Below are 24,798 nucleotides of genomic sequence, written 5' to 3' on the forward strand. Positions count from 1 at the left end.
GGCCGATCTGGACCCGAGAGGGAGGGTTGATGGAGTTCGACTTCGCCGACGAGCAGCCGAAGCTCCTCATGCTGATGTACGGGCTGGTCGCCTTCGTAGTGGTGGTGGGCGGTCTGCTCCTGCTGCTCGACGTGGTGCCGGCCTGGTTCGCCCGACGGCGGGAAGCCCAGCTCGTCGCCGCCTCGATCAGCGGCACGCCGCTGACCCGGCGACCCAAGCAGCGGGAAGGGCTCTTCGCGCTGTTCTTCCTGCTGCCGACACTGCTGCTGCTCACCATCGGTCTTGTCGTACCGGCCATCCGCACCATGCTGCTCTCGTTGATGAACGGGGGCAGCACCGAATGGGTGGGGCTGCGCAACTACGGCTGGATGTTCTCCGACACCTCCATGGTCCGGGTCCTGATCAACACCCTGGTCTGGGTGCTGCTGGTCCCGCTGGTGGCGACCGCGTTCGGCCTCATCTACGCCGTGCTCGTGGACAAGGCCCGCTTCGAGGCGGTCGCCAAGTCACTGATCTTCCTGCCGATGGCCATCTCGTTCGTCGGCGCGAGCATCATCTGGAAGTTCGTCTACGCGTACCGCGGCGACGGCGACCAGATCGGCCTGCTCAACCAGATCGTCGTCAGCCTCGGCGGTGAGCCGAAGCAGTGGCTGCTCGAATCACCCCTGAACACGCTGCTGCTGATCGTCATCATGGTCTGGATCCAGGCCGGCTTCGCCATGGTGGTGCTCTCCGCGGCAATCAAGGCCATCCCCGGCGACATCGTCGAAGCCGCCCGGCTCGACGGCGTCAGCCCGTGGCAGATGTTCTGGCAGATCACCATGCCGAGCATCCGGCCGGCCCTGATCGTCGTGGTGGTGACGCTCACGATCGCCACGCTCAAGGTCTTCGACATCGTCCGGACCTCGACCAACGGCAACTACGACACGAGCGTGATCGCCAGCGAGATGTACAACCAGGCCTTCCGGTACGGCCAGAACGGGCAGGGCTCCGCGCTCGCGGTCTTCCTCTTCATCCTGGTCATCCCGGTCGTGATCTACCAGATCCGCAACCTCCGTCGTCAGCGGGAGGGCTGAGATGAGCACCGCAACGCCCACCGTCGCCGCCGGCGCCCAGAAGACCGCCGGCACCGCGCTCACCACCGCGGGCCGGGTTCGCAAACGGTTGAACAGCCGCACCGCGACGCTCGTGTCGATCGTCATCGCGGTGATCTGGACGATCCCGACCTTCGGCCTGCTCGTCTCCTCCCTCCGACCGGAGGACGAGATCAAGACGACCGGCTGGTGGACGGCGTTCACCAACCCGCAGTTCACCTTCGAGAACTACGAACAGGTCCTGTTCGGGCGGTCCGCGTCGTCGGGACAGCTCGCCAGCTACTTCATCAACTCGCTGGCGATCACCATCCCGTCGGTGCTCTTCCCGCTGGCCTTCGCCTCCCTGGCCGCGTACGCGCTGGCGTGGATCAACTTCCGTGGGCGGGACTGGCTCTACATCGCGATCTTCGCGTTGCAGATCGTTCCGCTCCAGATGGCCCTGGTGCCGCTGCTGAAGTTCTTCTCCACCGGCGTCACCCTCGGCGGCGTCACCCTGATGCCGGCGTGGAACCTGGTCGACGAGCAGAAGTTCGCCCAGGTGTGGTTCGCGCACACCTGTTTCGCGCTTCCGTTCGCGGTCTTCCTGCTGCACAACTTCATCTCGCAGCTTCCCGGAGACCTGATGGAGGCGGCCCGGGTCGACGGGGCCACGCACCCGAAGATCTTCCGCACCATCGTGCTGCCGCTGATCACCCCGGCGCTGGCCGCGTTCGGCATCTTCCAGTTCCTCTGGGTCTGGAACGACCTGCTGGTCGCGCTGATCTTCGCCGGTGGCGGCAACGAGACCGCACCGCTCACGGTCCGGCTGGCCGAGATGGCCGGCACCCGGGGCAACGAGTGGCAGCGACTCACCGCTGGCGCGTTCGTCTCGATCGTTGTACCGCTCGTCGTATTCCTGTCCCTACAGCGTTTCTTCGTGCGAGGTCTGCTCGCCGGCAGCGTCAAGGGCTGACCCGCTTGCCCGCCGCCGTCCGGCCCCTGAGGGCGGCGGCGGGCGACGGGTACCGAGCGGGGGAACCGTGACGAAGATTGATGATGTCGCCCGGCTGGCCGGGGTCTCCACGGCCACCGTCTCGCGGGCCCTACGCGGGCTGCCGACGGTTTCGGCCGCCACCCGACGCCGCGTGCTGGCTGCCGCCGAGCAGCTCGACTACGCGGTCTCGCCGAGCGCGTCCCGGCTCGCCGGTGGTCGCACCGGGACGGTCGCGGTGGTCGTACCCCGGATCACCCGCTGGTTCTTCAGCACCGTGGTCGAGGCCGTCGAGGAGTACCTCCACCACTCCGGTTACGACCTGCTGCTTTACAACCTCGGCGGTCGGGAGCAGATCCGCCAGCGGGTGCTGCGTACCGCCAACCTGCACAAGCGGGTGGACGCCATCATGCTGGTCGCCACGCCGCTGCGCCCGGCCGACCTGACCGCGCTGGCCGCGCTGGACCTGCCCGGGGTGACCATCAGCTCGGGCAGTCGGGTGCCCAACTGGCCCTGCGTACGCATCGACGACGTCGCCGCCGCACGCATGGCGACCCGTCACCTGCTCGACCTCGGCCACCGTCGGATCGCGCACATCTCCGGCGACCCCGACGACGAACTGGCCTACACCACCCACCTGGACCGACGCCAGGGCTACCAGTCCGAACTGAAGGCCGCCGGCCTGCGACCCGACCCGAGCCTCGACGTCGAGTCGTCGTTCACCATCGACGGTGGCAACCGGGCCGCCGCCGAACTGCTGGCCCGCGGTGAGCCGCCGACGGCGATCGTCGCGGCGTGCGACGAGATGGCGATGGGCGCCATGACGGCGCTGCGCGACGCCGGGCTGCGCGTACCGCAGGACGTCAGCGTGGTCGGCATCGACGACCACGACCTGGCGGGTGTGCTGGGCCTCAGCACCGTGGCCCAGCCGGCCGCGGAGCAGGGCCGGCTGGCCGCCCGGATAATGCTCGATCCGCTCGGGGCCCGCGCTCTGGGCCCGATCGTCGGTCAACGGACCCCCGACGGCGACTCGCCGGTGATCCTGCCCACTCGGCTGGTCGTCCGGGAGTCCACCGCACCGCCCCGGGCACACTGAAACATCAACCACGGCACGACACGGGAGACGACCCTGAACACCGACCCGACGCAGCAGACCACCACCGGCTGGTGGACCGAGGCCGCCATCTACCAGATCTACCCGCGCTCGTTCGCCGACTCCGACGGCGACGGGATCGGTGACCTGCCGGGCATCACGGCCCGCCTCGACCACCTGGTCGAGCTGGGGGTGGACGCGGTGTGGCTCTCCCCGTTCTATCCGTCGCCGCAGGCCGACGCGGGCTACGACGTGGCCGACTACCGGGACGTCGACCCGCTGTTCGGCACCCTCGCCGACGCGGACAAGCTGATCGCCGAGGCCCGCTCCCGCGGCCTGCGGGTGATCGTCGACCTGGTGCCCAACCACACCTCGTCGGCGCACCGCTGGTTCCAGGAGGCGCTGGCCGCCGCCCCGGGCAGCACCGAGCGGTCCCGGTACATCTTCCGGGACGGCCTGGGCCCGGCCGGGGAGGAGCCGCCGAACGACTGGCAGAGCGTCTTCGGCGGGCCGGCGTGGACCCGCACGATCGACCCGGACGGCCAACCCGGCCAGTGGTACCTGCACCTGTTCGACACCGGGCAGCCGGACCTCAACTGGGACAACCCGGAGGTGCACGCGGAGTTCCTGGACGTGCTGCGGTTCTGGCTCGACCGGGGAGTGGACGGCTTCCGGGTCGACGTGGCGCACGGCCTCATCAAGCAGGCGAACCTGCCCGACTGGCAGGAGCCCCAGGAGATCCTCTCCGGCAACGAGATCGACAAGCCGCGACCGCCGATGTGGGACCAGGAGGGCGTCCACGAGATCTACCGGCAGTGGCGGCAGGTCCTGGACAGCTACCCCGGCGAACGGGTGCTGGTCGCCGAGGCGTGGGTGGAGCCGGCCGAGCGGCTGGCCCGCTACGTCCGCCCGGACGAGATGCACCAGGCGTTCAACTTCGAGTACCTGCTCGCCGCGTGGACCGCGCCGGCCCAGTACGCGGTGATCACCCGGTCCCTGGAGGCGACCGACTCGGTGGGCGCGCCGACGACCTGGGTGCTGTCCAACCACGACGTGGTGCGGCACGCCTCCCGGCTCGGCCTGGCGACCGGCGGCGGCCGGCCCAACGGCATCGGCATCGGCGACCCGCAGCCGGACGCCGCGCTCGGCCTGCGCCGGGCCCGGGCGGCCACCCTGCTGATGCTCGCCCTGCCCGGCTCCGCGTACCTGTATCAGGGCGAGGAGCTGGGCCTGCCCGAGCACACCACCATGCCGGACGAGGCGCGGCAGGACCCGACCTGGGCGCGCAGCGCGCACACCCAGCGGGGCCGCGACGGCTGTCGGGTGCCGATCCCGTGGGAGGCCGACGCCCCGTCGTACGGCTTCGGACCGACCGACGCGAGCTGGCTGCCGCAGCCGCCGTCCTGGGCGGAGTACGCGCTGGACCGGCAGCGCGACGTGCCCGGCTCGACGTACGAGCTGTACCGCACGGCGCTGCGCCTGCGCCGCGAGCACGGTCTGGGCCGGGGGACGCTCGAATGGTTGTCCTCGGGCGACGAGGCACTCGCCTTCCGCAACGGCGACCTGACCGTGCTGACCAACTTCGGCGACGCCCCGATCCCGGTGCCCGCCGACGCCGAGGTGCTGGCCACCAGCGCCCCCCTGCCGGCGAACGAGATCCCCACCGACGTAACAGTCTGGCTCCGCGGCTGACCCGCTCGTCGATCATGGAGTTGTGGTGGGTGACAAAAGGCTCGACAGGGTCTTACCCGGGCACCACAACTCCATGATCGACGGAGGGGGGTTAGAGGCGGTCGGCGCGGGTGTGGAGGAGTCCGTGCACGTTTTTGATGTCCCGTGGTGAGCTGCGGGACGCCAGCCAGTACATGACGCCGGTGGGAATGAAGAAGAGTTGGAACGCGGCCAGCCCGACGGCGAAGTTCAGCGGCGGCGGAAAGGCCGTCCGTAGTCCCTGGAACGCCGCCCAGACCAGCCCGTTGCCGGCCGCCCGACCGACCCCGTTGACCAGGTTGCCGAGGCTGTAGACGGTCCCCCGGTGCTCCGGCGGGTTGACGTCGGCGATCAGCGCGAACCAGTTCGGCGAATTGGCCGAGGTCAGCGCGAGCGCCACCACGGCGACGAGCAGGCTCAACCCCACCGACGGCTCGGTGAACACGCTGGCCAGCACCGCGCCGACCACCGCGCCGCCGCTCCCGCCGTCCGGCACGTCGATGGTCACCGGCACGAAGAACAACACCAGGTAGAACGGGAGCGCGGCGAGGATGCCGACCGCCGCGACCACCGCCCGGCCCCGGGGTGTACGCCGCTGCGCCGCGTCGCCGACGAGGCCACCCACGATGGACAGGACCCCGCCGAGCTGGAACAGAGTGGCGAAAACGCTGCCGACCACGACAGCGGTCGACTCGGAGTAGCCCTGGGCCTCGGCCCGCTCGGTGAAGAGCCTCGGCAGCCACACCAGTGAGCCGAAGGCGGCCTGCGCGGTCAGCCCCTGGAGGATCAGCCACCGGTTGGTCCGCCGGTCCAGGATGCGCGGCAGGTCGGCCCGGCTGATCCGGTAGTCGTACTCGGCCCCGGCGTCCAGTGCGCCGGCCAGTTCCGGTTCGCTCTGGCCGCGTCGGATGTCGTACGTGAACAGGTACGCCAGGGTGGCGGTCAGCCCCACCCCGGTCAGCAGCAGGAACGGTCGCCGCCAGTCGGTCGCCCCGAGCAGTCCACCGACAAGCGTGCCGGCGAGCGTGCCGACGCCCTGCGACAGCCCCCAGAAGCTCATCACGAGCCCGCGGCGGGCCGGCGTGATCAGGTCGGTGACCACCGAGAAGCCCACCGAGCCGACCGCGCCGAGGCCGACCGCCGCGACGAACTGGGCGGCCAGGAACGTGAGGTACCCGCCGGCGAGGGCGCTGCCACCGGTGCCCGCCGCCCAGAGCAGCGTGCCCACCATGAGCAGCGGCTTGCGGTTGCCGCGGTCCCCGACGTACGCCCAGCCGACGGCGGCCACCGCGCTGACCAGGAAGGTGACGGCGGTGACCACGCCCAGCAGCCCGGTCGACACGTCGAACGTCCGGGCGATCGGCCCGTACAGCGGTGGGACCAGTCCGATCGCCACGTTGTCGAGCGAGGCGAGCACCACGAACACAACGACGCTGTACAGCCGGTGCGCCGGGCCTCCGCCCCGGCCGCGCGGGCGTTGCTCCCGCCCGCCACTGGTCACCGTCATGACCCGCAGCCAATCAGACGCGGCCGAGCAGGCTGGCACGCGGGTGGGCGCCGGTCACCGTTGACCGACGCCTACCCGCTCGATCCGACGCTCAGCGCCGGTCGAGCACCAGGCCGCGGGCCGCGGCGTACTGGTCACGGACGGCGGGGACGGGCTCCGCCGCGTACTCCTCGGTGCCCTTGACGTCCCACTGCGGTGGCGTCGGACCGCCCAGGGCGACCCAGGCGGCCTGGCGGGCGGCCCCGTCGGCGACGTACTCCCCGGCGGGTGGGACGACGACCGGGCAGCCGAAGACCTGCGGCGCGATCCGGCGGACCGCGGCCGACCGCGCCCCACCGCCGACCAGGATGACCCGGCGGACGGTGGCACCCTGCGCGGTCAGCGCGTCCAGGCCGTCGGCGAGGGCGCAGAGCATGCCCTCCACGGCGGCCCGGGCCAGGTGCGCGGGGGTCGAGGTACGCAGGGTCAGGCCGTGCACCGCGCCGGTGGCCAGCGGACGGTTGGGCGTGCGCTCACCCTCCAGGTAAGGCACCATGACCAGCCCGTCCGCGCCGGCTGGTGCGGAGAGGGCCAGCTCGGCGAGTTCGTCCAGGTCGACGCCGAGCATCGTGGCGGCGGCGTCCAGCACACGTGCGGCGTTGAGCGTGCACACTAGCGGCAGGAAGCGACCGGACGCGTCGGCGAAGCCGGCCACCGCGCCGCTGTCGTCGGCCGCTGGCACGTCGGCCACGCTGAACACGGTGCCGGACGTGCCGATGGAGACGACCACGTCCCCGGGCCCGGCGCCGACGCCGAACGCGGCGGCGGCGTTGTCGCCCGTGCCCGCCCCCAGCAGGGCGTCACCCCACTCCCCCGTCAGCCGGCCGGCCGACTCGGCCGGACCGAGCACCTCGGGCACCACGAGCTGCCGGCCGAACGCCCGTTCCAACAGGTCGGGACGGTAGGTGCCGGTGGCCGGGGACCAGTAGCCGGTGCCACTGGCATCCCCCCGGTCGGTCCGCAGGGCCGACAGGCCGGGCGCGCCGGCCAGCCGCCAGGTCAGCCAGTCGTGCGGCAGGCACACGGCGGCCACCCGGGCGGCCTGCTCCGGCTCGTGCCGGGCCAGCCAGCGCAGCTTGGTGATGGTGAAGCTCGCCACCGGCACGCTGCCGGTGGCGTCGGCCCAGAAGCGACGCCCAGCCTCGCCGCCGCCGGCCTCCTCGACGAGGTCGGCGGCGGCGTCGGCGGAGCGGGTGTCGTTCCACAGCAGGGCCGGACGGACCACCCGGCCCGCCTCGTCGAGGCAGACCATGCCGTGCTGCTGGCCGGCGACCGATACCGCGGCGACGTCGGCCAGCCCACCGGCCTCGTCGACGGCGCTACGCAGCGCCTGCCACCAGGCTTCCGGGTCGACCTCGGTGCCGTCCGGGTGCGGCGCCCGGCCCTGCCGGAGCAGGGCGCCGGTCTCCGCGTCCCGGATGACCACCTTGCAGGACTGTGTGGACGAGTCAACGCCCGCGACCAGCGGCATGGCGGGGCCTCAGCGGGCGCCGAGCAGGTGCTCGACGGCGAGCTGGTTGAGCCGGACGAAGGCGAAGCCCCGGGCGGCCACCGCGTCCACGTCGACGTCCTCGAACGCGGAACGGTCGGCCAGGAACTCCTCGTAGCCCTCGCCGTCGCCGAGCGTCGGCGTGCTGAGCTCGCCGACCTTGCTGGCGGCCAGTGCCTCCACGACCTCGGGGTCGGCGCGGAACGCGGCGGCGCGCTCCTTGAGCAGCAGGTAGGTGCTCATGTTCGCCGCTGCCGACGCCCACACCCCGTCCATGTCCTCGGTACGCGACGGCTTGTAGTCGAAGTGCCGGGGACCGTCGTAGGTCGGCCCGCCGTTCGGGCCGCCGTTCTCCAGGAGGTCCACCAGGGCGAACGCGTTCATCAGGTCACCGTGACCGAAGACCAGGTCCTGGTCGTACTTGATGCCACGCTGGCCGTTGAGGTCCAGGTGGAACAGCTTGCCCTGCCAGAGCGCCTGGGCGATGCCGTGGGCGTAGTTCAGCCCGGCCATCTGCTCGTGCCCGACCTCCGGGTTGAGGCCGACCAGCTCCGGGTGCTCCAGCTGGGAGATGAAGCCGAGCGCGTGACCGATGGTGGGCAGCAGGATGTCACCGCGCGGCTCGTTGGGCTTGGGCTCCAGCGCGAACCGCAGGTTGTAGCCCTTGTCGATGGAGTACTGGGTGAGCAGGTTGACGGCCTCGCGGTACCGGTCCAGGGCGGCCTGGACGTCCTTGGCGAGGTCGTACTCGGAACCCTCGCGGCCACCCCACATGACGAAGGTGCTCGCGCCCAGCTCGGCGGCCAGGTCGACCTGGCGCAGCACCTTGCGCAGCGCGAAGCGGCGGACCTCGCGGTCGTTGCTGGTGAACCCGCCGTCCTTGAAGATCGGGTGGGTGAAGAGGTTCGTGGTGACCATGGGCACCACCAGGCCGGTCTCGTCGAGGGCCTTGCGGAACCGCGCGATGTGCTGGTCGCGGGTCGCGGCGTCCGCGCCGAACGGGATCAGGTCGTCGTCGTGGAAGGTGATGCCGTACGCGCCCAGCTCGGCGAGACGGTGCACGGCCTCGACGGCGTCCAGCTCGGGGCGGGTCGCGTCGCCGAACGGGTCGCGGGCCTGCCAGCCCACGGTCCAGAGCCCGAAGGAGAACTTGTCGGCGGGGGTGGGACGAGGTGCCATGGGTGACCTCCGGGATGGTGGTGTCAGGTATTTGTTCAGCGATTGAATTATTTGCCCGCCCTATGGCAGTGTCAAGGGGTGAGCCCCACCCACGCCCCGGCCGGCGCAGCCCGCCAGGCCAGCCTGCGCGAGCTCAACCTCGCCCTGGTCCTCGGCCGGATCGCCGCCGCCGACCGCCCCCCGTCCCGGGCCGACCTGGCCACGGCCACCGGCCTGACCCGGGCCACCGTCTCCGCGGTCGTCGAGGACCTGCTCGCGGGCCAGCTGGTCAGCGAGGCCGACCCGGCGCCCCGGGCCGGCGCCGGCCGCCCGGCACGCGGGCTGGTCCTGGCTGACCAGGGCCCGGCCGGGCTCGGGCTCGAAGTCAACGTCGACTATCTGACGGTATGCGTCGTCGACCTCGCCGGCCAGGTCCGCCACCGCACCGTGCACCGGGCCGACCTGCGCCCGGTCGCGCCCGAGGACGCCCTGGCCAGACTCGTCGACCTGGCCGGGCAGGCCCGCGCCGACGCCGCCCGACAGGGCCTCACCCTCGCCGGGGCCGCGCTCGCCGTACCCGGCCTGATCGACGACTCCGGGCAGGTCCGGCTCGCGCCGAACCTCGGCTGGCGGGACGTACCGGTGCCCGAGCTGCTGAGCGCGCACCCACCCCTCACCGACCGGGTACCGGACGTACCGGCCCTGGTGGTGGACAACGAGGCCAACCTCGCCGCGCTCGGCGAACTGCACTCCCGGCCCCCCGGCCCGGCCAGCTTCCTGCACATCTCCGGCGAGGTCGGCATCGGCGCGGGGATCGTCCTGGACGGCGCGCTGTTCCGGGGCGTACGCGGCTGGAGCGGTGAGATCGGGCACCTCCCGGTGCACCCGCAGGGGCGGCCCTGCCGCTGCGGTGGGCGCGGCTGCCTGGAGCAGTACGCCGGTCAGGAGGCGATCGTGGCCGCCGCCGGACTGGTGCGGGCGGAGCTACCCGCCGACACCGCGACGTCCCGGCTGGCCGAGTTGGCCGAGAACGGCCACCCGGCCGCGCTGCGCGCCCTGCACGACGCCGGCACGGCCCTCGGGGTGGCGGTCGCCGGTGTGGTGAACCTGCTGGACCTGGACACCGTGGTACTCGGCGGCGGCTACGCCCCGCTGGCCCCTTGGCTCTGCCCGCCGGTGCTCACCGAGATCAAGGCCCGGGTGCTCACCGCCGCCTGGTCGCCGGTCACGGTCCGCCCCTCGACCCTCGGGCCGGAGGCCGCCGCCGTGGGCGCTGCCGGCTCGGTGGTACGGCGGATCGTCGCCCGACCCGCCGGCTGGCTCAACCGGGCCGGCTGACCACGGGCGAAGCGGTCTGGGCGTGCGTCGGTGCGGCTCGGTACGCTTGCCGTCGAGCAACAATCGGCAGGCGAGGAGCCCGGGAGCAGTATGCGTACAGGTCGTCGGACGCGGGCCGGCGTCGGGCGGTGACCACGATCCGACGGGGCGGCATCGCCGGTCCGGTCGACGGTGACGGGCAGACGTCACGCCGTCCGACCCGCCATGGGGGCAAGGGCCTGCCCGCCGACCCACCGCTGGCCCGCGAGCTGCTCGACGGGCTGGCCGAGGCGGTGTTGACGACCGATGCCGCCGGCCGGGTGACACTTGTCAACGCAAGGGCGGTCGAGCTGCTCCCGGAGATCGTCGCGGGCGCCGAGCTGTCCGACTGCGCGATGGCGGCGCTGGCCCGAGCCGTCCGCGACGGCAGCGGCGCGTTCGAGGCCGAGCACCACGGCCGCCACCTGCGCGGCGCCCGGCGGCAGCTCGCCGGCGACCGGTACGCCTGGTACGTCCGCGACGTCACCGAGGAGCACGCCCGCACCGACGCCCTGCTGGCCGAACGCTCCCGCACCGCCTTCCTCGCCCAGGCCGGCAGCCGGCTCGGACTCTCGTTGCACCGGGACCAGACACTGCGTACCACGGTGACCCTCGCCGTGCCGTACCTGGCCGATGCCGCGGTGGCGCTGCTCCGGCCACCCGCGCCGGCCGAGTCGCACCCCCGCTTCACGCGGTACGCCGACGACGAGCCGGCCCCGGTGACCGGGGTGGCCGACGAGGAGCTGACCGACCTCGTCCCCGATCTCGGCGCGGCGCTCGACGGCGACCTCAGCGCGCCGACCCCGTGGCCGGACGCCGCCGTCACCGAGCTGACCGCCCTGCTCCCACCCAACTTCGGCCGGCCCGGCGCGGCGCTGGTCAGTCCGATGCGTGGCCCCGGCGGCCCGGCCGGCGCCCTGCTGCTCGTCCGCCGTGCGGGGCGAGCCGGCTTCGATCCTCGCGACCGCGAGCTGGCCCGCGAATTCGCCGCGCGGGCCGGTGCCGCGCTGGCCGCCGCCGAGCTGTACGGCGAGCAGGCACACCTGGCCCGGGTGTTGCAGACCAGCCTGCTCCCGCCGGAGCTGCCGACGGTGCCCGGCGTCCGCATGGCCGGCGGCTACCGGTCCGCGGGTGACACGCTGCGCATCGGTGGGGACTTCTACGAGGTGTTCCCGCACCCGCGCGGCGCGCTGTTCGCGCTGGGCGACGTATCCGGCAAGGGCGTCGGCGCGGCCGTGCTGACCGGGCGGGTCCGCCAGTCGCTACAGACGCTACGACTCGTCGAGCAGCGCCCCCTGGAGCTGATCCACCTGCTCAACCGCACCCTGTTCGACGCCCCCGACGCGGCACGGCGCAGCCAGCTCACCACCCTGCTGCTCGGGAGGCTGGAGCACGGACCGGCAGGGGTGGATCTCCGGGTCGCCGGCGGTGGCCATCCCGCGCCGCTGCTGGTCACCGCCGCCGGCGCCGTCACGGACGTCCCGGTCGGCGGTATGCCGGTCGGCGCGCTGACCGACGCCCGGTTCGCGGAGGTACGGATGCACCTCGATCCGGGCGATCTGCTCCTCGCGTACACCGACGGGGTGACCGAGGCGACCGGCGGGCCGACCCACGCGGAGAAGTTCGGCGAGCACCGACTGCGCGGCGCGCTCGCCGCGGCGGCCGGTCTGCCTCCGGCGGCCCTGGTCGACAGGCTGCTCCAGGTCGTCGACGAGTGGGTGGGCGGACAGGCGCACGATGACATCGCCATGCTGGCGGTGTGCGCGTCGGCGCCGGTCTGAGCGCCGGACTCCCGCCGGTCAGGCGGTGCGCGCCACCGGTGGCTCTCCGGTGGCCGAGTCGCGGGGCGTGCCGGCCGCCCGCTCCGGGCCCGCCGGACCGCTCTGCCACACCGGGCGGTCCGGGCGGTCCGGGTGGTCCGACGACCTCCTCGCCCGCCCGTCCGGCCGGTCCGGGTCCTGCGGCCACTCGTCCGGCCGCCAGTCCTCGCGCCCACGCGGGGAGTCCCCGTCGTCCGGGGAGTTCCGCGCCCGCTGCCGGCGAGCAACCTCGTCGAACTCCCGCACCCCGCTCACCAGCGCGGCGCGGCCCGCCGGGCTCATCGCCGCCAACACGGCGGCCAGCCGCTCCTGGCGGTCGTTGCGCAGCTCAGCCAGGAGCCGACGAGCCTCCGGGGTGAGGTGCAGGGAGATCTCCCGCCGGTCGAAGCGCCCCGGTTCGCGCTCGAGCATCCCGGCCGCGACCAACCTGTCGCACAGCCGGCTGGCGGAACTCAGCAACATGTCCAGACGGGCGGCGAGCCGGCGTAGGTTGATCCCGTCGTACTGCTCGACCACCATCACCGCCCGTAGTTGGGCACCGGAAACCCGGCTGGCGGTCGCCTCGCGGGCCGAATCCCAGACGCCCAGCAGGGCACCCGCCGCCGCGTCCAGTGCGGCAGCCATACTCGTCGCAGGGTCCGGTGGACCGTTGTGTTCGGCCATGGTGGCCCGAGACTACTCCGAACCCACTGGTGGTCGAGCTCTGATGAAGGAGGCCTGATGAGCGAACCGGTCAATCGGGCACGACGCGCCCTGAACGAGACACCCGCCGACCGTCTCGTGGGTGGGGTCCGCGAGGTTCTCGACGAGGCGTACGGGATCGCCGAGGCGGAGCTGTACCAGGTCGACTACCGCCTCTCGGAGCTGCTGCCCCTCACCGAGGGTGACTCTCTCCGGGGCGCCGGCCATCCCGCCTGGCGTGCCTTCGACCACCAGTCGCCCGTCCTGGTCGACGGCGTCGCCTGGTTTCCGGTCAGCATGCGCGGCGAACGCCGGGGCGTTTTGCGCCTGGCGCCGGTGGCCGACGACCCGGCGGTGCTCGCCGAACTGGCCGACATCGCCACCTCGCTCGCACACGAGGTGGCCGCCGTCTCCCCCGGCACCGACGTCTACAGCGTGGCCCGACGCAGCCAGCGGCTCACACTGGCCGCCGAGATGCAGTGGGACCTGCTGCCCGGCCGCAGTCGGGTCCGTCCCTCGTTCAGCCTGGCCGGGCAGCTCGAACCGGCGTACGCGGTGCGGGGCGACGGCTTCGACTGGTCCGACGACGGGGAGCGGCTCTGGCTCTCCACGGTCAACGGCAGCGGTGAGGGTGTCGCGGCGTCACTGCTCACGTCGCTGGCCACCCACGCGCTGCGCAACGCGCGCCGGGCCGGCCTCGGGCTGGGCGACCAGGCCGCCCTCGCCGACCAGGCCATCTACGACGAGTACCGGGGCAAGCGGTACCTCTCCGTGCTGCTGATGGAGCTGGACCTGCGCTCCGGGGTGATGACGGTGGTGGACGCCGGCTCGCCACGGCTGGTCCTCCTGCGCCGGGGTGAGGTCACCGAGCAGCCGTTGGAGGCGCAGTTTCCGCTCGGCATGTTCGAGGCGACCGACTACCAGGAGCAGACCTTCACGCTGGAACGCGGTGACCGGCTGTTCGTCGTCAGCGACGGCGTCGTGGAGGCCACCGGGCAGGACGTGCGGTACGGCGAGACGGCGCTGGACCGGTTCCTGCGACGGACGGGCCCGATGGAGCCGCTGGACGCCGTCCGCTCGCTGATCGGCGACCTGCGCGCCTTCGTGGCCGGTGACCTGGTCGACGACGCCGTGGTGGTCTGCCTGGACTGGACCGGCCCGCAACCGTGAGCGTGGCGGTCAGTACGCGCCGCGACTGTTCAGCACCGCGCCGGCGGTCTTCCAGAGGATGGTGAGGTCCGCGGCGAGCGACCAGTTCTCCACGTAGTAGAGATCCAGCCGGATGCCGTCCTCCCAACTCAGGTCGGACCGGCCACTGACCTGCCACAGCCCGGTCATGCCGGGCTTGACCAGGAGTCGCCGGGCCACGTCGCCGTCGTAGCGGGCCACCTCGGACGGAAGCGGCGGGCGCGGCCCGACGAGACTCATCTGGCCCAGCAGGACGTTGACCAGCTGCGGCAGCTCGTCGAGCGACCACTTGCGCAGCAGCCGGCCGACCCGGGTCACCCGAGGGTCGTCACGCATCTTGAACATCAGGCCGTCGGTCTCGTTCCGGGCCGCCAGCTCGGCGAGCAGCGCGTCGGCGTTGACCACCATGGTCCGGAACTTGAACACCCCGAACTCCTGACCTCCCCGACCCACCCGGACCTGCCGGAACAGCACCGGCCCCCGGCTGTCCAGTTTGATGGCCAACGCGATGACCGCGATCAGTGGCAGGAGCAACGCCAGGGCCACCGACGACATCGACCGGTCGACGAAGCCCTTGACGAGCTTGCGCGCGCCACGGAACTCGGGCGCCTCGACGTGGATCAGGGGCAGCCCGGCGACCGGGCGGGTGTGGATCCGCGGGCCCGCCACGTCGGTGAGCGCGGGGGCCACGACGAGGTCGACGCCGGTCCCCTCCAACTGCCAGCCGAGTCGACGCAGTCGGGCCGCGGTCAGCTCGCCGGAGGCGGTCACCGCCACGGTGTCCGCGCCGATCGCCGTCGCGGCCTCCGGGATGCCCCGGAAGGATCCCACCACGGGTACGTCACCGAGCCGCTGCGCCACCGGCGCGAGCAGCGCGTCGGGGATGCACGCGCCGACCACCTGGTAGCCGGCGTACGGCTCGCGGCGCAGGGTGTGCACCAGTTCCAGGACGTGCGCGGTGTCGCCGACGACGAGTACCCGGCGGGACCAGCCAGCCCCCTTCGAGCGGGCCCGGTGCAGTCGTTTGCGCGCCGCGAACCGGGTCACCTCCAACCCGACCGTGCCGACCGCGAAGGAGATGCCGAGGAAGCCTCGGGAGACGCCGACGTCGGCGATGTAGCCGGCGATGGCGATCGCGCCGGCCAGCCGCAGGCTCGCCGAGCTGACCCGCCGGTACTCGTCCGCCCCGTAGCCGACGACCCGGTCGTCGTAGCACCCCAGCGCCTTGAGGGAGATCAGCCAGGCCAGGACCAGGCCGGGGGCCACCAGCACGTACGGGATCTTGGAGCCGACCGGCTCCTCGTCACCGAACCTGCCGACGTACCCGACGAGCAGCGCGATGATGAGGACGGCGGTGTCCAGCACCACCAGGACCCGGATGTAGGCACGTTCGTCGGCACGGGCCACCAGCCCGCTCGGCCGGTCCTCCGGCGCCGCCGAGGTGTCGGCGGGGGTCAACAGTGTCGCCGCGGTCACCGGCCCTCCCACTCTGCTCAGGACGGCCCCGGCCGACGGGTCGGGCCAGAGGCGGACCGACATTGCCGGAACACGTCGACATCCTGCCCTGACAACTATGACTGCCGATTGCTTCCGACGTATTGCCGTCACTTTTCTTCAATCCGGTGGCCATAAAAGGAACCCGCCGTACCGCTGAGCCGGTACGGCGGGTTCCTTCTGCTCAGTGGCGGGTCAGCGCGGGGCTGGGGGGCGCCGTGCGATGGCGGTGAGGAAGATGCTGCCGATCTCGCTCGGGTCCTTGGTGACGAAGACGTCCCCGCCGGTCACCTTCGTGATCGACTCCAGCTCGGCCTTGCTGACGCCCTCGCCGATACCGATCATGATGACCTGGACCGGCCGTTCCGGGTCGGCGATCTGCTTGAGCTTGGCGAGCAACTGCTGCTGGTTGAGGCCGTTGTCGTCCTCGTTCTTGCCGTCGGTGAACAGCACGATCGAGTTGACCCGTCCGGGCTGCCAGTCCTCCTGCACGGCCTGGTACGCGGCCAGCATCGTGTCGTACAGGCCGGTGTCACCGTTGGACGGCTTGACGGTGGCGAGCGCCCCCTCCAGCTGGGCCCGCTGACCGGACAGCGGCCCGATCGGCACCAGTTCGCGGTAGTCACGGTTGCCGACCAGTTTCGTGGAGAAGGTCCACAGGCCGATGGACCAGGAGTCGTCGAAGAGTCCGAGACCGCGGCGGGCCGCGTCGACGGTGACCTCCTCCCGGCTGCGGTTGTTGGCGCTGGGCACCTCGTCCTTCATCGAGCCGGAGACGTCGATGACGGCGAGCATCCGGCCGGACTGGGTGGCGATCGACCAACTCGACACGACACGCTGTATCGCGGCCGGGTCCAGGCCACCGGCCGCGGTGCCGCCGGCCGCCGGGGCGGTCGACGCGCCACCGGCAGGACTCGGCGCGCCCTGCGGGGCGTTGAAGCCGGCGCCCCAGTTGCCGTCCGGTCCGCGCAGCGACTGCGCCGCCAGGCGGTCACGGAACTTCGGCGCGGTGAGCAGCTCGAACAGCACCTTCGCCGCCGCCGCCTTGGTCGGCTCGATGCCGGGCAGCACCGCGTACGGGTAGTCCAGCGGCATCGGGGCCGGCTCCATGTAGAGCGCGGCGAGCGGCACCGGCGGCTTCTTGCTGTTGTACGCGATCACGTCTTCCTCGGACAGCGCCGCCGCACCGAGACCACTCGCGATGGTGGTCGGGTCGGTGGCGGTCGGGAAGCGGGCGAGGAGGTCGTTGCGGAGCGAGGAGCGACCGGTGGCCAGCGCCCGCAGCGCGCCCACCGTGTTGCGCTGGGCGTCGCCGCCCGCGCCGCTGGCGGCCGTGGTCAGCGAGAGCAGACCGGACAGTCCGGCCGCGTCCCGGGTCGGCTCGACGATCCCGGTACGCAACGGCTTGCTGCTGTTGACCTGCTTGAGCAGATCGGTCCAGGTGAACTTGGCGTTGGGCCAGCCGAGGCGCGTCGCGATCGGCTCGGGCATCGCCACGACGACGGGGCTGCGCGCGATGGAGGCGCCGTTGGTCGGCGCGAACGCCGTGGCGTCCTTCTTGAGGCGCAGCAGCCAGGTGGAGGAGTCCGGCACCCAGACGTCCGGGGTGACGGCCGTGCCGCTGGCCTGCCCGACGCCGGCGAGTACCGCACCGTGCTTCGCGGCCACCACGGCGGCAACGTCGACCGGGTCCGATGCCGAGACATCGACGCGGATACAGGTGGGGCCGACCGCGGCGCCGTCCTTCACCCACTGGGAAGCGGCGGCGTCCACCGCGGGCGCGAGTTCGGTGGCGACCGCCACGGCGAGTCGGATCTCTCCGGAACAGCTGGGCTGGATCAGCTCCTTATAGCCGAACCAGACGCCGGTGGTGACGACGAGAACCGTCGCCGTCGCGGCGGCGGCTGCTAGATGGAGTTTCGAACGCATTCGATGGCGGCCTGCAGACACGCTGACCATCTTGCGTATTAGGTGCCGTCTCTGCCACATCCGTTCGGACTAAAGTTACGCAGGAGAAACAGTTGATCACTGTTTAGCAACAGAGAGTGATGAATCGGCCCCACGGTGTTGCCAAACCCGTCGCACTCTCGCATTTGCTTCCGTCATTCCGTCCGCTCACGGCAGGACGCACGTCGGGCTCGCCAGCGGCACGGGCTCGCCCACCGGGGCCGGCACGCCCGTGCTCGGGTCACGCCGGAACACCCGCACCATGTCCGCCCGCTCGTCGGCGACGTACAGATGCTCCCCGACCAGCGCGAAGTGTCGCGGCCACTCCCCACCGGTGTCCACCTCGGACACCAGTGCGGGCATCTCGCCGGCCAGGTCGAAGACGGCGATGGTGCCGACACCCCGGTTCGCGACGTAGAGCCGACGGCCGTCCGGGTCGACAGCGACCTCCGACGGCTGGACGTGACCGGTACGCCCGCTCGCGTCGACCCGGCCGCGCTGGTGCAGCGACCCGTCAGCGGTCAGCTCGTACGCGGTGACCGTGCCGTCCAACTCACCGACCAGGTAGCAGCGCCGACCGTCGGGGTGACGGGCCAGGTGCCGGGGCCCGGCGCCCGGCGTCGTACGCATTCGCGGACCGCGCGGCACCAGCCGCCCGCTCGCGTTGTCCAGGTCGTACCGGTAGACCGAGTCGGTGCCGAGATCCACCGCCAGCAGGGGCTCCCGGTCGCGGCCCGGAGAGACCATGTGGGCATGCGCCCGGTCCTGGCGTTCCGGGTCGGCCCCATGGCCCTCGTGGACCACGAGGTCGGTGCGTTCGCCGGGCACGCCCTGCTCGTCGAGCGGAAAGACCGCGACGCTCCCGCTGCCGTAGTTGGCCGCCGCCAGGTGCCGACCGTCGGGCAGCACCGCCAGGTGGCAGGGCTCGGCGCCGCCGGTCGAGAAGCTGCCGAGCGCGTCCAACGCGCCGTCCGACCCGACCTGCCAGGCGCTGACCTGACCGTCGGTCAACTCGTTGACCGCGTAGAGCACCGGCCGGGCGGGGTGCCGCGTGAGGAACGACGGCGACGGCGTGACAGCCACCGTGCCGAGCGGGGTCAGGGCCCCGCTGGCCGGATCGCGGCGCGCGGCGACGATGCCATCTGCCCGCCCGCCGCTCTGCGCGGTGTAACCCCCGATGTGGACGATCTCGCCCGGACCAGTCACGCTGCACCCCTTCGCCGACATTCTGGAGTAGATCCAACCAGAGCTGCCCACGAAGTCGACCGCCTAACCGGCTTTTCGACGCCAGGGGCGGACGCGGAGGCGGCTCAGGAGGTCGGCACCGGCTCGCCGCGCTGCCGGGCCACGTGCTCGACCAGGGAGATCAACACCAGCTTTCCGGACTGCCGGTCCCGGGCGTCGCAGAGCACCATCGGCACGTCCGGGTCCAGGTCGAGCGCCCGGCGTACGGTCTCCAGGTCGAAGCGACGGGTGTCCTCGAAACAGTTCACCCCCACCACGAACGGGATGCCACGCTGCTCGAAGTAGTCGATCGAGGGGAAACAGTCGGCCAGCCGCCGCGTGTCGGCGAGTACCACCGCGCCGAGCGCTCCGAAGGCCAACTCGTCCCAGAGGAACCAGAACCGGTCCTGGCCGGGGGTGCCGAACAGGTACACCTGGAGGTCGTCGTTGATGGTGATCCGGCCGAAGTCCATCGCCACGGTGGTGGTCGTCTTGCTCTCCACCCCCGAGAGGTCGTCGGTGCCGATCCCGGCGTCGGTCAACACCTCCTCGGTCTGCAACGGCCGGACCTCGCTCAACGCGCTCACCAGCGTCGTCTTGCCGGCGCCGAAGCCTCCCGCGATAAGGATCTTCAGTGCGAGCGGGACGGTGAGGGCCGAGCCCGCATGGTCATAGCGCACGGAGTCCACTGACCACCGCCTTGAGGATGTCGTCGTTGGGAAGATCGCGACTGGCCGGCGGCTCGTGCACCGCGACCAGGCCCTGCGCGAGGAGGTCGCCGAGCAGCACCCGGATCACACCGACCGCGAGGTCCAGCTCGGCCGCCAGCTCGGCCACCGACACCGGACGGCCGGCCAACGCGACCAACCGCCGGTGCTCCGGCGGCAACTGCGGGTGGGCCGCCGGGTCGAGGTCCGCGCTGGCCAACACGAACGCGACCAGGTCAAAGCCGCCGGCGGCGGAACGCACCCGGCCGCCGGTGAGCGTGTACGGGCGGACCACCGGGCCCGCGTCGCCGTCCAGCCACTCGTGCTGGGGGCCGGGCGGCTCAGTCCGCATCACCGGCGTCCACGGTCGGTCTGGCCGAGGCGGTCAGGTTCTCCCCCACACGGATGACCAGCATCGCCATCTCGTACGCGACCAGGCCGATGTCCGCGTCCGCATCGCTGACGACGGCCAGGCAGGCCCCCTGGCCGGCGGTCGTGACGAAGAGGTACGCCGACTCCATCTCCACCACGGTCTGCCGGACCGGACCGCCGTCCACGTGGTGGCTCGCGCCCCGGGCCAGGCTGGAGAAGCCGGCGGCGAGCGCGCAGAGGTGCTCGGCGTCGGCGCGGTCCAGCTCAGCCGAGGAGCCGAGCAGGAGTCCGTCGGCGGAGAGCACCACGGCCTCCCGGGCGGCCGGCACCCGCTGCACCAGCTCGTCGAGCAACCAGTCGAGGCTGGCGCTCTGCTTCGTCGTTTCCCGCACTAGGCGTCCCTCTCAGTCGCTGTCGGTTCGAAGGCCTTCGGGGGCGCCGAGGATGCCGCATCGTCGGCGGGCCCGGCATCGGCGGCCGCTGCGGATGGGCGAGCCGGGACCGCCGTCGGCGCAGCGGCCGGGATCGCCGGCGCTGCGGAGGGCGGAGGCGCGGGGGCGCGGGTGGAGGCCGCCGGGGCGACGACGGTTGCCCGGCCCCGTGCGGTACCGGCCTGCAGGGCCGCCATCACCCGGCGTACCTCCTCGGGCGAGCGGGGCGACGGCGTGTCGGCGGCGGTCGACCGGGGCAGGGCGTTCGGGGTACGCCGCCGCACCCGCCGGGGCAACCCCTCCAGGTCGTCCGCCGTCCCGTCGGAGGACGGCTCGCCGTTCCCGGCCGGCACGTCGGACGCCGGGCCCGCGGGCAGGGCGAGGGTGTCCGGTTCGGCGGTGGCGACCGGGGACGAGGGGGTACGACCGGCGCGTGGCCGAGGGGCTGTGGTCCGTCGTACGGGCCGGGTCAGACGTCGGTCACCGGGTGCGGAGGCGATCGAGGCCGGGTCGGGGCCGGCCGGCGGTTCGGCGGTGACCAGGTCCGTGGGGATCAGCACCACGGCGGTGACGCCGCCCGCCTCGGGAGATTGCAGTCGCACGCGTACGGAGTGCCGCGCGGCCAGCCGGGCCACCACGAACAGACCGAGGCGGGCGCTCTGCGCCGGGTCGAACTCGGGCGAGCTGGTCAGCCGGGTGTTGGCGTTCTCGAGCGCGGTGGCGGACATGCCCAGCCCCTGATCGGTGACCGACAGGACGTACCCGTCGGCGACCTGCTCCCCCGTGATGGTCACCCGGGTGTCCGGCGGGGAGAAGGCGGTGGCGTTCTCGACCAGCTCGGCGAGCAGGTGGATGATGTCGCCGACCGCCCGGCCCAGCACGCCGGCCGGCTGTACGGCGGTGATGTCCACCCGGTCGTACGCCTCGACCTCGCTGATCGCCCCGCGGACCAGGTCGACCATCGCGACCGGGTTGCGCCACCCCCGGCCCGGCGCGGAGCCGGCCAGGATGACCAGGTCCTCGGCGTGCCGGCGGAGCCGGGTGGCCAGGTGGTCCACCTGGAACAGCTCGGCCAGCTCGTCCGGGTCCTCGGCGCGTCGCTCCATCCGGTCCAGCAGGTGCAACTGCCGGTGCACCAGGCCCTGGCTGCGGCGGGCGATGTTGAGGAACACCTCGTTGAGCCCACGGCGCAGGGTCACCTCGTCCACGGCTGCCTGGACGGCGGTGCGCTGCACCTCCGTGAAGGCCCGCCCGACCTGGCCGATCTCGTCGTGGCCGTACTCCAGGGGTGGCGCCTCCCGGGCGACGTCGACGTGCTCGCCGCGACGCAGCCGCGCCACCACGTCGGGGAGCCGGTGCTCGGCCAGTTCGAGGGCGGCGGTACGGACTCCGCTGAGCCGCCGGACCAGGGTGCGGCCGACCCGCAGCGCCACCAGCACCGAGACCACCACGGCGACGAGACCGAGTACCCCGGCGGCGGCGAGCCGGACCAGGATCCCGACCGCCATCGGCACCGAGCGGTCGGTGAGGTTGTCGGCCTCGGCCAGCTCGAAGTCGCGCAACTCCTGCTGTACGGCGTCGTGGCTGGCCTGCCACGCCGCGGCGTCCACGGGTGGGCGACCGGACCTGTTGGCGCCGATCAGCGCGTCCTGCATGGCCCGCAGGCTGGTGAAGTCGGGACTTTCGGTGAGCCGCTGGTACGCGGTGCGCCCGGCCTCGGGCAGGTCGGCCACCGCGCTCTCGGTCAGCCACCGCTGGTTGCCGATGGTCTGCACGAGCAGCGCGTGTTCTCCGTTGCCGAACTTCCCGGCGGTCAGCACACCGGCGAGCATCGCGTCCGTCTGGCCCAGCAGCTCGCGGGAGCGGCCCAGCGTGGTGAGGGCCAACGCCTGCCGGTTGATGGCCGGGTCGCTCAGGTTCGCCATGGCGGAGAACGCCTGGAAGGCCGCCGAGACCATGCCGCTGTAGAGGCCGATCGCGCCCGCGCGGTCCATCATCCCGTCGTCGATGAAGTCCCGCCCGGTCGGCAGCGCCGCCAGGGCGGTGACCAGCCGGTCGACGCGGTCCTCCAGCAGGTCGTCGGCGGCGTCGCGTAACGCCTCCCCGTCGACGCGGCGACGCAGCTCGGCCACGGCCCGGTCGGTGCGCAGGCGCTGCTCGGCCAACGCCGGCAGTTCGGTGTCGCCGGCGAGCTGCACCACCGAGAGGCGACGCTCGCGTTGCAGCTCGGTGACCACCGCCTCGCCGGGTCGACCCAGGTCGTAGAGCAGGGTGCGCGCGGAGAGCAGGTTCAGAGCGGGGCCGAAGGTCAGCGTCGTCGCGAAGATCCACAGCGCGAGGAGCGCGGTCACCGGCGCGACGACCAATGCGGTCAGCTTCGAGCGGATGGGCCAGTCGCGGGTTCTCATCAGACCTCGCCCGTCAAGGGGTGGCAGGAGGGGCGCCGGCACCGCCGGGCAGCGCGCTCGCCGGTCGTCTACCCGGCAGTCGGGCCGGGCACCGGCGCGCGCGCCTTGGGCAGGATACGTAATCATGCCCGGTTGCACTACCGCCGTCGGATGAGCATCCGCGCTGCGGAGGGCCCCCGCCGGCACGCGAAGCGGCCCGGCTTCGGGCTCCCCGGGTGCGCTGGTGCTGGGCGGAAAGGATCAGACGTTGCCGGCGATGCCGTACGACGGGGGCCGGCCCGCCCGCGCGGACTTTCTGGAATGAGTCAGGTTTCTGTCAGCAGCGGCGACCTCGGACCGCGATCGGCGAGGAAAGTCCACCGGATCGGGATTGGCGATCAGTGCGCGGAGGGAATACCAGACGACGAAGGAGGAGCCCATGTCGCCCACGCAGATAGTCGTCATCGTGCTCGTCGTACTGGTGATCATCGCGGCGATCGCCGTGGCCGTCCGGACGGCCGGCCGTCGCCGCGCGCTGCGCAGCCGGTTCGGACCGGAGTACGACCGGGTGGTGCAGGAGCAGGAGAGCCGATCCGCCGCGGAGCGCGAGCTGCGCGACCGGGAACGCCGGCACGCCGAACTCACGCTCACCCCGCTCAGCCCCGAGTCGCGAGCGCGTTACGCCGCCGCCTGGGAGGAGCTCCAGATCCGCTTCATCGACTCGCCGGGCGAGACCGTGGGCGACGCGGACGAACTGGTCACCCGGCTCATCGAGGAGCGGGGCTACCCGACCGGTGACTTCTCCGACCAGATCGCCCACCTCTCCGTCGAGCACGCCCGCACGCTGACGAACTACCGGGACGCGCACGAGATCCACCTGCGGAACTCCCGGGGTGAGGCGACCACCGAGGAGCTGCGTCAGGCGGTCGTGCACTACCGGGCCCTCTTCGCCGACCTGCTCGGCGAGGAGCCCATCGGTCAGCACACGCCCGAACAGCGTCCCCACCCGGACGACACTCCGCACGACGCCACGAGCCGCTGAGGAGGCCACCGATGCGCCACGAAGAGCAGCAGGTGAGCAACGACCACCCGGAGGCCGTCCGGTCCGCGCCGGTGCCGGTGCCGCCGACCCGCGACCGGGCCGCCCACTCGGACGTACCCGAGGACACCCTGGACGACCGGGGCACCTTCGACGATCCGACGGTGGGCGACGAACGGGACGCCGACGACGTCCCGACCACCGACCACGAGCGGGCCAACGGCACCGATCCGGGCGTCCTGCACGACCGGGCCGACGACGACCGGACCGACGATTCCGACCGTCGGAACCGGTCCGACGACGAGGGTGGCTTCCACGAGCCCGGCCCGCTGCCGACCGCGTTCGGCGCGACCACGGTCGCCGATGCGGTGGCCGCGTCCGCCCTGGCCAGCCCACGTCCGCAGGACCAGCCCGACCCGCGGGCCGAGCGGACCGCCGCGCCGGGCGACGGCGCCGAGGACGGCGAGCGGGAGGGCCTGCGCGCCGACCCCACCGCCGAACTGCACCGCCGTGACGGCTTCACGCAGACCGACGGGGACACGACACGGGACGCCGACGAGACCGTCGACGTCGTCGACCGACGCGACACCGCGCGGACCGTCGTGGTGCCGGGGAGCACCGAGGGCGCGCCGGAGCGCCGGAGCGACCTGACCGACTCGGTCGGCGATCCCGACGCGGCGACCGCGGGCGCGGCCGGCTACGGCAGCGCTTCCCCGGAGATGGTGGACCCGGACGCCGAACCGGTCGCCACCGAGGGCGCCGGCGCCTCGCTGGAGTCGGCCGGCACGTCGCGGCCCGCCGGTTCGACGGTCGCCTCCGACGCGGCCACGCTCCTCGACGGGGACACCGCACAGGGTTTCCGGGACCGTTGGCGGGACGTGCAACTACGGTTCGTCGACGATCCGCACGCCGCGGCCGGCGAGGCGCAGGCCCTGGTCGAGGAGGCCATCCAGGCTCTCGCCTCGGCGCTCGCGGCGCAGAAGAACACGCTGGGCGGCTGGCAGGACGCCGGCTCGGCGGATACCGAGCAACTGCGCATGGCCGTCCGCAACTACCGGGACTTCCTGGACCGCGTCCTGGGTCGCTGACCGA

The 24,798-nt window shown here is 72.5% G+C and carries 20 protein-coding genes; 9 read left to right on the forward strand and 11 right to left on the reverse strand.

Annotated elements, in window-relative coordinates; translation table 11 throughout:
* Positions 1-29: 29 nt before the first annotated feature.
* The 4 genes from ACTFTM_RS26340 to ACTFTM_RS26355 all read left to right on the forward strand — a co-directional run bounded on the left by ACTFTM_RS26340 (position 30) and on the right by ACTFTM_RS26355 (position 4,849).
* A complete protein-coding gene (locus ACTFTM_RS26340) occupies positions 30-1,076 on the forward strand; it encodes a carbohydrate ABC transporter permease (protein WP_449563097.1) in 1,047 nt (348 codons plus the stop codon).
* 1 nt (position 1,077) lies between these two features.
* On the forward strand, positions 1,078-2,046 hold the full coding sequence (locus ACTFTM_RS26345; RefSeq protein ID WP_449563098.1) for a carbohydrate ABC transporter permease: 969 nt from the start codon (positions 1,078-1,080) through the stop codon (positions 2,044-2,046).
* Between the two features lie 67 nt (positions 2,047-2,113).
* Complete coding sequence (locus ACTFTM_RS26350; RefSeq protein WP_449563099.1) at positions 2,114-3,160, forward strand: LacI family DNA-binding transcriptional regulator; 1,047 nt, start codon at positions 2,114-2,116, stop codon at positions 3,158-3,160.
* Positions 3,161-3,193: 33 nt separating this feature from the next.
* Positions 3,194-4,849 (forward strand): glycoside hydrolase family 13 protein, encoded by a 1,656-nt coding sequence (locus ACTFTM_RS26355; protein ID WP_449566736.1) that lies wholly within the window; start codon positions 3,194-3,196, stop codon positions 4,847-4,849.
* A gap of 91 nt (positions 4,850-4,940) precedes the next feature.
* Here the strand turns inward: ACTFTM_RS26355 and ACTFTM_RS26360 are convergent, their stop codons facing one another.
* The 3 genes from ACTFTM_RS26360 to xylA form a co-directional block, all read right to left on the reverse strand.
* Entirely contained in the window at positions 4,941-6,374 is a 1,434-nt protein-coding gene (locus ACTFTM_RS26360; protein ID WP_449563100.1) for an MFS transporter, read from the reverse strand.
* 91 nt (positions 6,375-6,465) lie between these two features.
* Positions 6,466-7,884, reverse strand: a complete 1,419-nt coding sequence (gene xylB, locus ACTFTM_RS26365) for a xylulokinase (RefSeq protein ID WP_449563101.1) — start codon at positions 7,882-7,884, stop codon at positions 6,466-6,468.
* Between the two features lie 9 nt (positions 7,885-7,893).
* A complete protein-coding gene (gene xylA, locus ACTFTM_RS26370; RefSeq protein ID WP_449563102.1) occupies positions 7,894-9,081 on the reverse strand; it encodes a xylose isomerase in 1,188 nt (395 codons plus the stop codon).
* A 78-nt stretch (positions 9,082-9,159) separates the two neighbouring features.
* On the opposite strand from xylA, the gene ACTFTM_RS26375 reads away from it, so the two are divergent.
* Positions 9,160-10,398, forward strand: a complete 1,239-nt coding sequence (locus tag ACTFTM_RS26375; RefSeq protein ID WP_449563103.1) for an ROK family protein — start codon at positions 9,160-9,162, stop codon at positions 10,396-10,398.
* A 128-nt stretch (positions 10,399-10,526) separates the two neighbouring features.
* Entirely contained in the window at positions 10,527-12,197 is a 1,671-nt protein-coding gene (locus ACTFTM_RS26380) for a SpoIIE family protein phosphatase (protein ID WP_449563104.1), read from the forward strand.
* Between the two features lie 18 nt (positions 12,198-12,215).
* Here ACTFTM_RS26380 and ACTFTM_RS26385 read toward each other — a convergent pair whose 3' ends face one another.
* Positions 12,216-12,860: a MarR family winged helix-turn-helix transcriptional regulator gene (locus ACTFTM_RS26385; RefSeq protein ID WP_449563105.1), complete on the reverse strand. Its 645-nt coding sequence runs from the start codon at positions 12,858-12,860 to the stop codon at positions 12,216-12,218.
* A 96-nt stretch (positions 12,861-12,956) separates the two neighbouring features.
* On the opposite strand from ACTFTM_RS26385, the gene ACTFTM_RS26390 reads away from it, so the two are divergent.
* Entirely contained in the window at positions 12,957-14,087 is a 1,131-nt protein-coding gene (locus tag ACTFTM_RS26390) for a PP2C family protein-serine/threonine phosphatase (protein WP_449563106.1), read from the forward strand.
* Positions 14,088-14,096: 9 nt separating this feature from the next.
* Here ACTFTM_RS26390 and ACTFTM_RS26395 read toward each other — a convergent pair whose 3' ends face one another.
* The 7 genes from ACTFTM_RS26395 to ACTFTM_RS26425 form a co-directional block, all read right to left on the reverse strand.
* Positions 14,097-15,581, reverse strand: a complete 1,485-nt coding sequence (locus ACTFTM_RS26395; RefSeq protein WP_449563107.1) for a sugar transferase — start codon at positions 15,579-15,581, stop codon at positions 14,097-14,099.
* A gap of 213 nt (positions 15,582-15,794) precedes the next feature.
* Complete coding sequence (locus ACTFTM_RS26400) at positions 15,795-17,549, reverse strand: substrate-binding domain-containing protein (protein ID WP_449563108.1); 1,755 nt, start codon at positions 17,547-17,549, stop codon at positions 15,795-15,797.
* A gap of 165 nt (positions 17,550-17,714) precedes the next feature.
* Entirely contained in the window at positions 17,715-18,752 is a 1,038-nt protein-coding gene (locus tag ACTFTM_RS26405) for a lactonase family protein (RefSeq protein WP_449563109.1), read from the reverse strand.
* A 104-nt stretch (positions 18,753-18,856) separates the two neighbouring features.
* On the reverse strand, positions 18,857-19,459 hold the full coding sequence (locus tag ACTFTM_RS26410; protein WP_449563110.1) for a GTP-binding protein: 603 nt from the start codon (positions 19,457-19,459) through the stop codon (positions 18,857-18,859).
* Entirely contained in the window at positions 19,440-19,829 is a 390-nt protein-coding gene (locus ACTFTM_RS26415; protein ID WP_449563111.1) for a DUF742 domain-containing protein, read from the reverse strand. The genes ACTFTM_RS26410 and ACTFTM_RS26415 overlap by 20 nt, the downstream gene beginning before the upstream one ends.
* Entirely contained in the window at positions 19,819-20,241 is a 423-nt protein-coding gene (locus ACTFTM_RS26420; RefSeq protein WP_449563112.1) for a roadblock/LC7 domain-containing protein, read from the reverse strand. Before ACTFTM_RS26420 ends, ACTFTM_RS26415 begins: the two co-directional genes overlap by 11 nt.
* Positions 20,241-22,688, reverse strand: coding sequence for a nitrate- and nitrite sensing domain-containing protein (locus tag ACTFTM_RS26425; protein ID WP_449563113.1), 2,448 nt, complete (start codon positions 22,686-22,688; stop codon positions 20,241-20,243). Before ACTFTM_RS26425 ends, ACTFTM_RS26420 begins: the two co-directional genes overlap by 1 nt.
* A gap of 418 nt (positions 22,689-23,106) precedes the next feature.
* Between ACTFTM_RS26425 and ACTFTM_RS26430 the strand changes: the two genes are divergently transcribed.
* Both ACTFTM_RS26430 and ACTFTM_RS26435 read left to right on the forward strand, forming a co-directional pair.
* The gene (locus tag ACTFTM_RS26430; RefSeq protein ID WP_449563114.1) at positions 23,107-23,709 is read left to right on the forward strand and encodes a hypothetical protein; all 603 of its coding nucleotides are present in this window, start codon (positions 23,107-23,109) and stop codon (positions 23,707-23,709) included.
* A gap of 11 nt (positions 23,710-23,720) precedes the next feature.
* Entirely contained in the window at positions 23,721-24,794 is a 1,074-nt protein-coding gene (locus ACTFTM_RS26435; RefSeq protein ID WP_449563115.1) for a hypothetical protein, read from the forward strand.
* Positions 24,795-24,798 lie beyond the last annotated feature (4 nt).

The sequence above is a fragment of the Micromonospora sp. RB23 genome (genome assembly GCF_053585025.1).

What these genes read in the sequence shown, in the direction of transcription:
- ACTFTM_RS26415 (WP_449563111.1), bottom strand. Translation starts at nt 19,829, where the DNA reads ATGCGGACTGAGCCGCCCGGCCCCCAGCACGAGTGGCTGGACGGCGAC.
- ACTFTM_RS26435 (WP_449563115.1), top strand. Translation starts at nt 23,721, where the DNA reads ATGCGCCACGAAGAGCAGCAGGTGAGCAACGACCACCCGGAGGCCGTC.
- ACTFTM_RS26340 (WP_449563097.1), top strand. Translation starts at nt 30, where the DNA reads ATGGAGTTCGACTTCGCCGACGAGCAGCCGAAGCTCCTCATGCTGATG.
- ACTFTM_RS26425 (WP_449563113.1), bottom strand. Translation starts at nt 22,688, where the DNA reads ATGAGAACCCGCGACTGGCCCATCCGCTCGAAGCTGACCGCATTGGTC.
- xylA (WP_449563102.1), bottom strand. Translation starts at nt 9,081, where the DNA reads ATGGCACCTCGTCCCACCCCCGCCGACAAGTTCTCCTTCGGGCTCTGG.
- ACTFTM_RS26345 (WP_449563098.1), top strand. Translation starts at nt 1,078, where the DNA reads ATGAGCACCGCAACGCCCACCGTCGCCGCCGGCGCCCAGAAGACCGCC.
- ACTFTM_RS26360 (WP_449563100.1), bottom strand. Translation starts at nt 6,374, where the DNA reads ATGACGGTGACCAGTGGCGGGCGGGAGCAACGCCCGCGCGGCCGGGGC.
- xylB (WP_449563101.1), bottom strand. Translation starts at nt 7,884, where the DNA reads ATGCCGCTGGTCGCGGGCGTTGACTCGTCCACACAGTCCTGCAAGGTG.
- ACTFTM_RS26385 (WP_449563105.1), bottom strand. Translation starts at nt 12,860, where the DNA reads ATGGCTGCCGCACTGGACGCGGCGGCGGGTGCCCTGCTGGGCGTCTGG.
- ACTFTM_RS26390 (WP_449563106.1), top strand. Translation starts at nt 12,957, where the DNA reads ATGAGCGAACCGGTCAATCGGGCACGACGCGCCCTGAACGAGACACCC.
- ACTFTM_RS26430 (WP_449563114.1), top strand. Translation starts at nt 23,107, where the DNA reads ATGTCGCCCACGCAGATAGTCGTCATCGTGCTCGTCGTACTGGTGATC.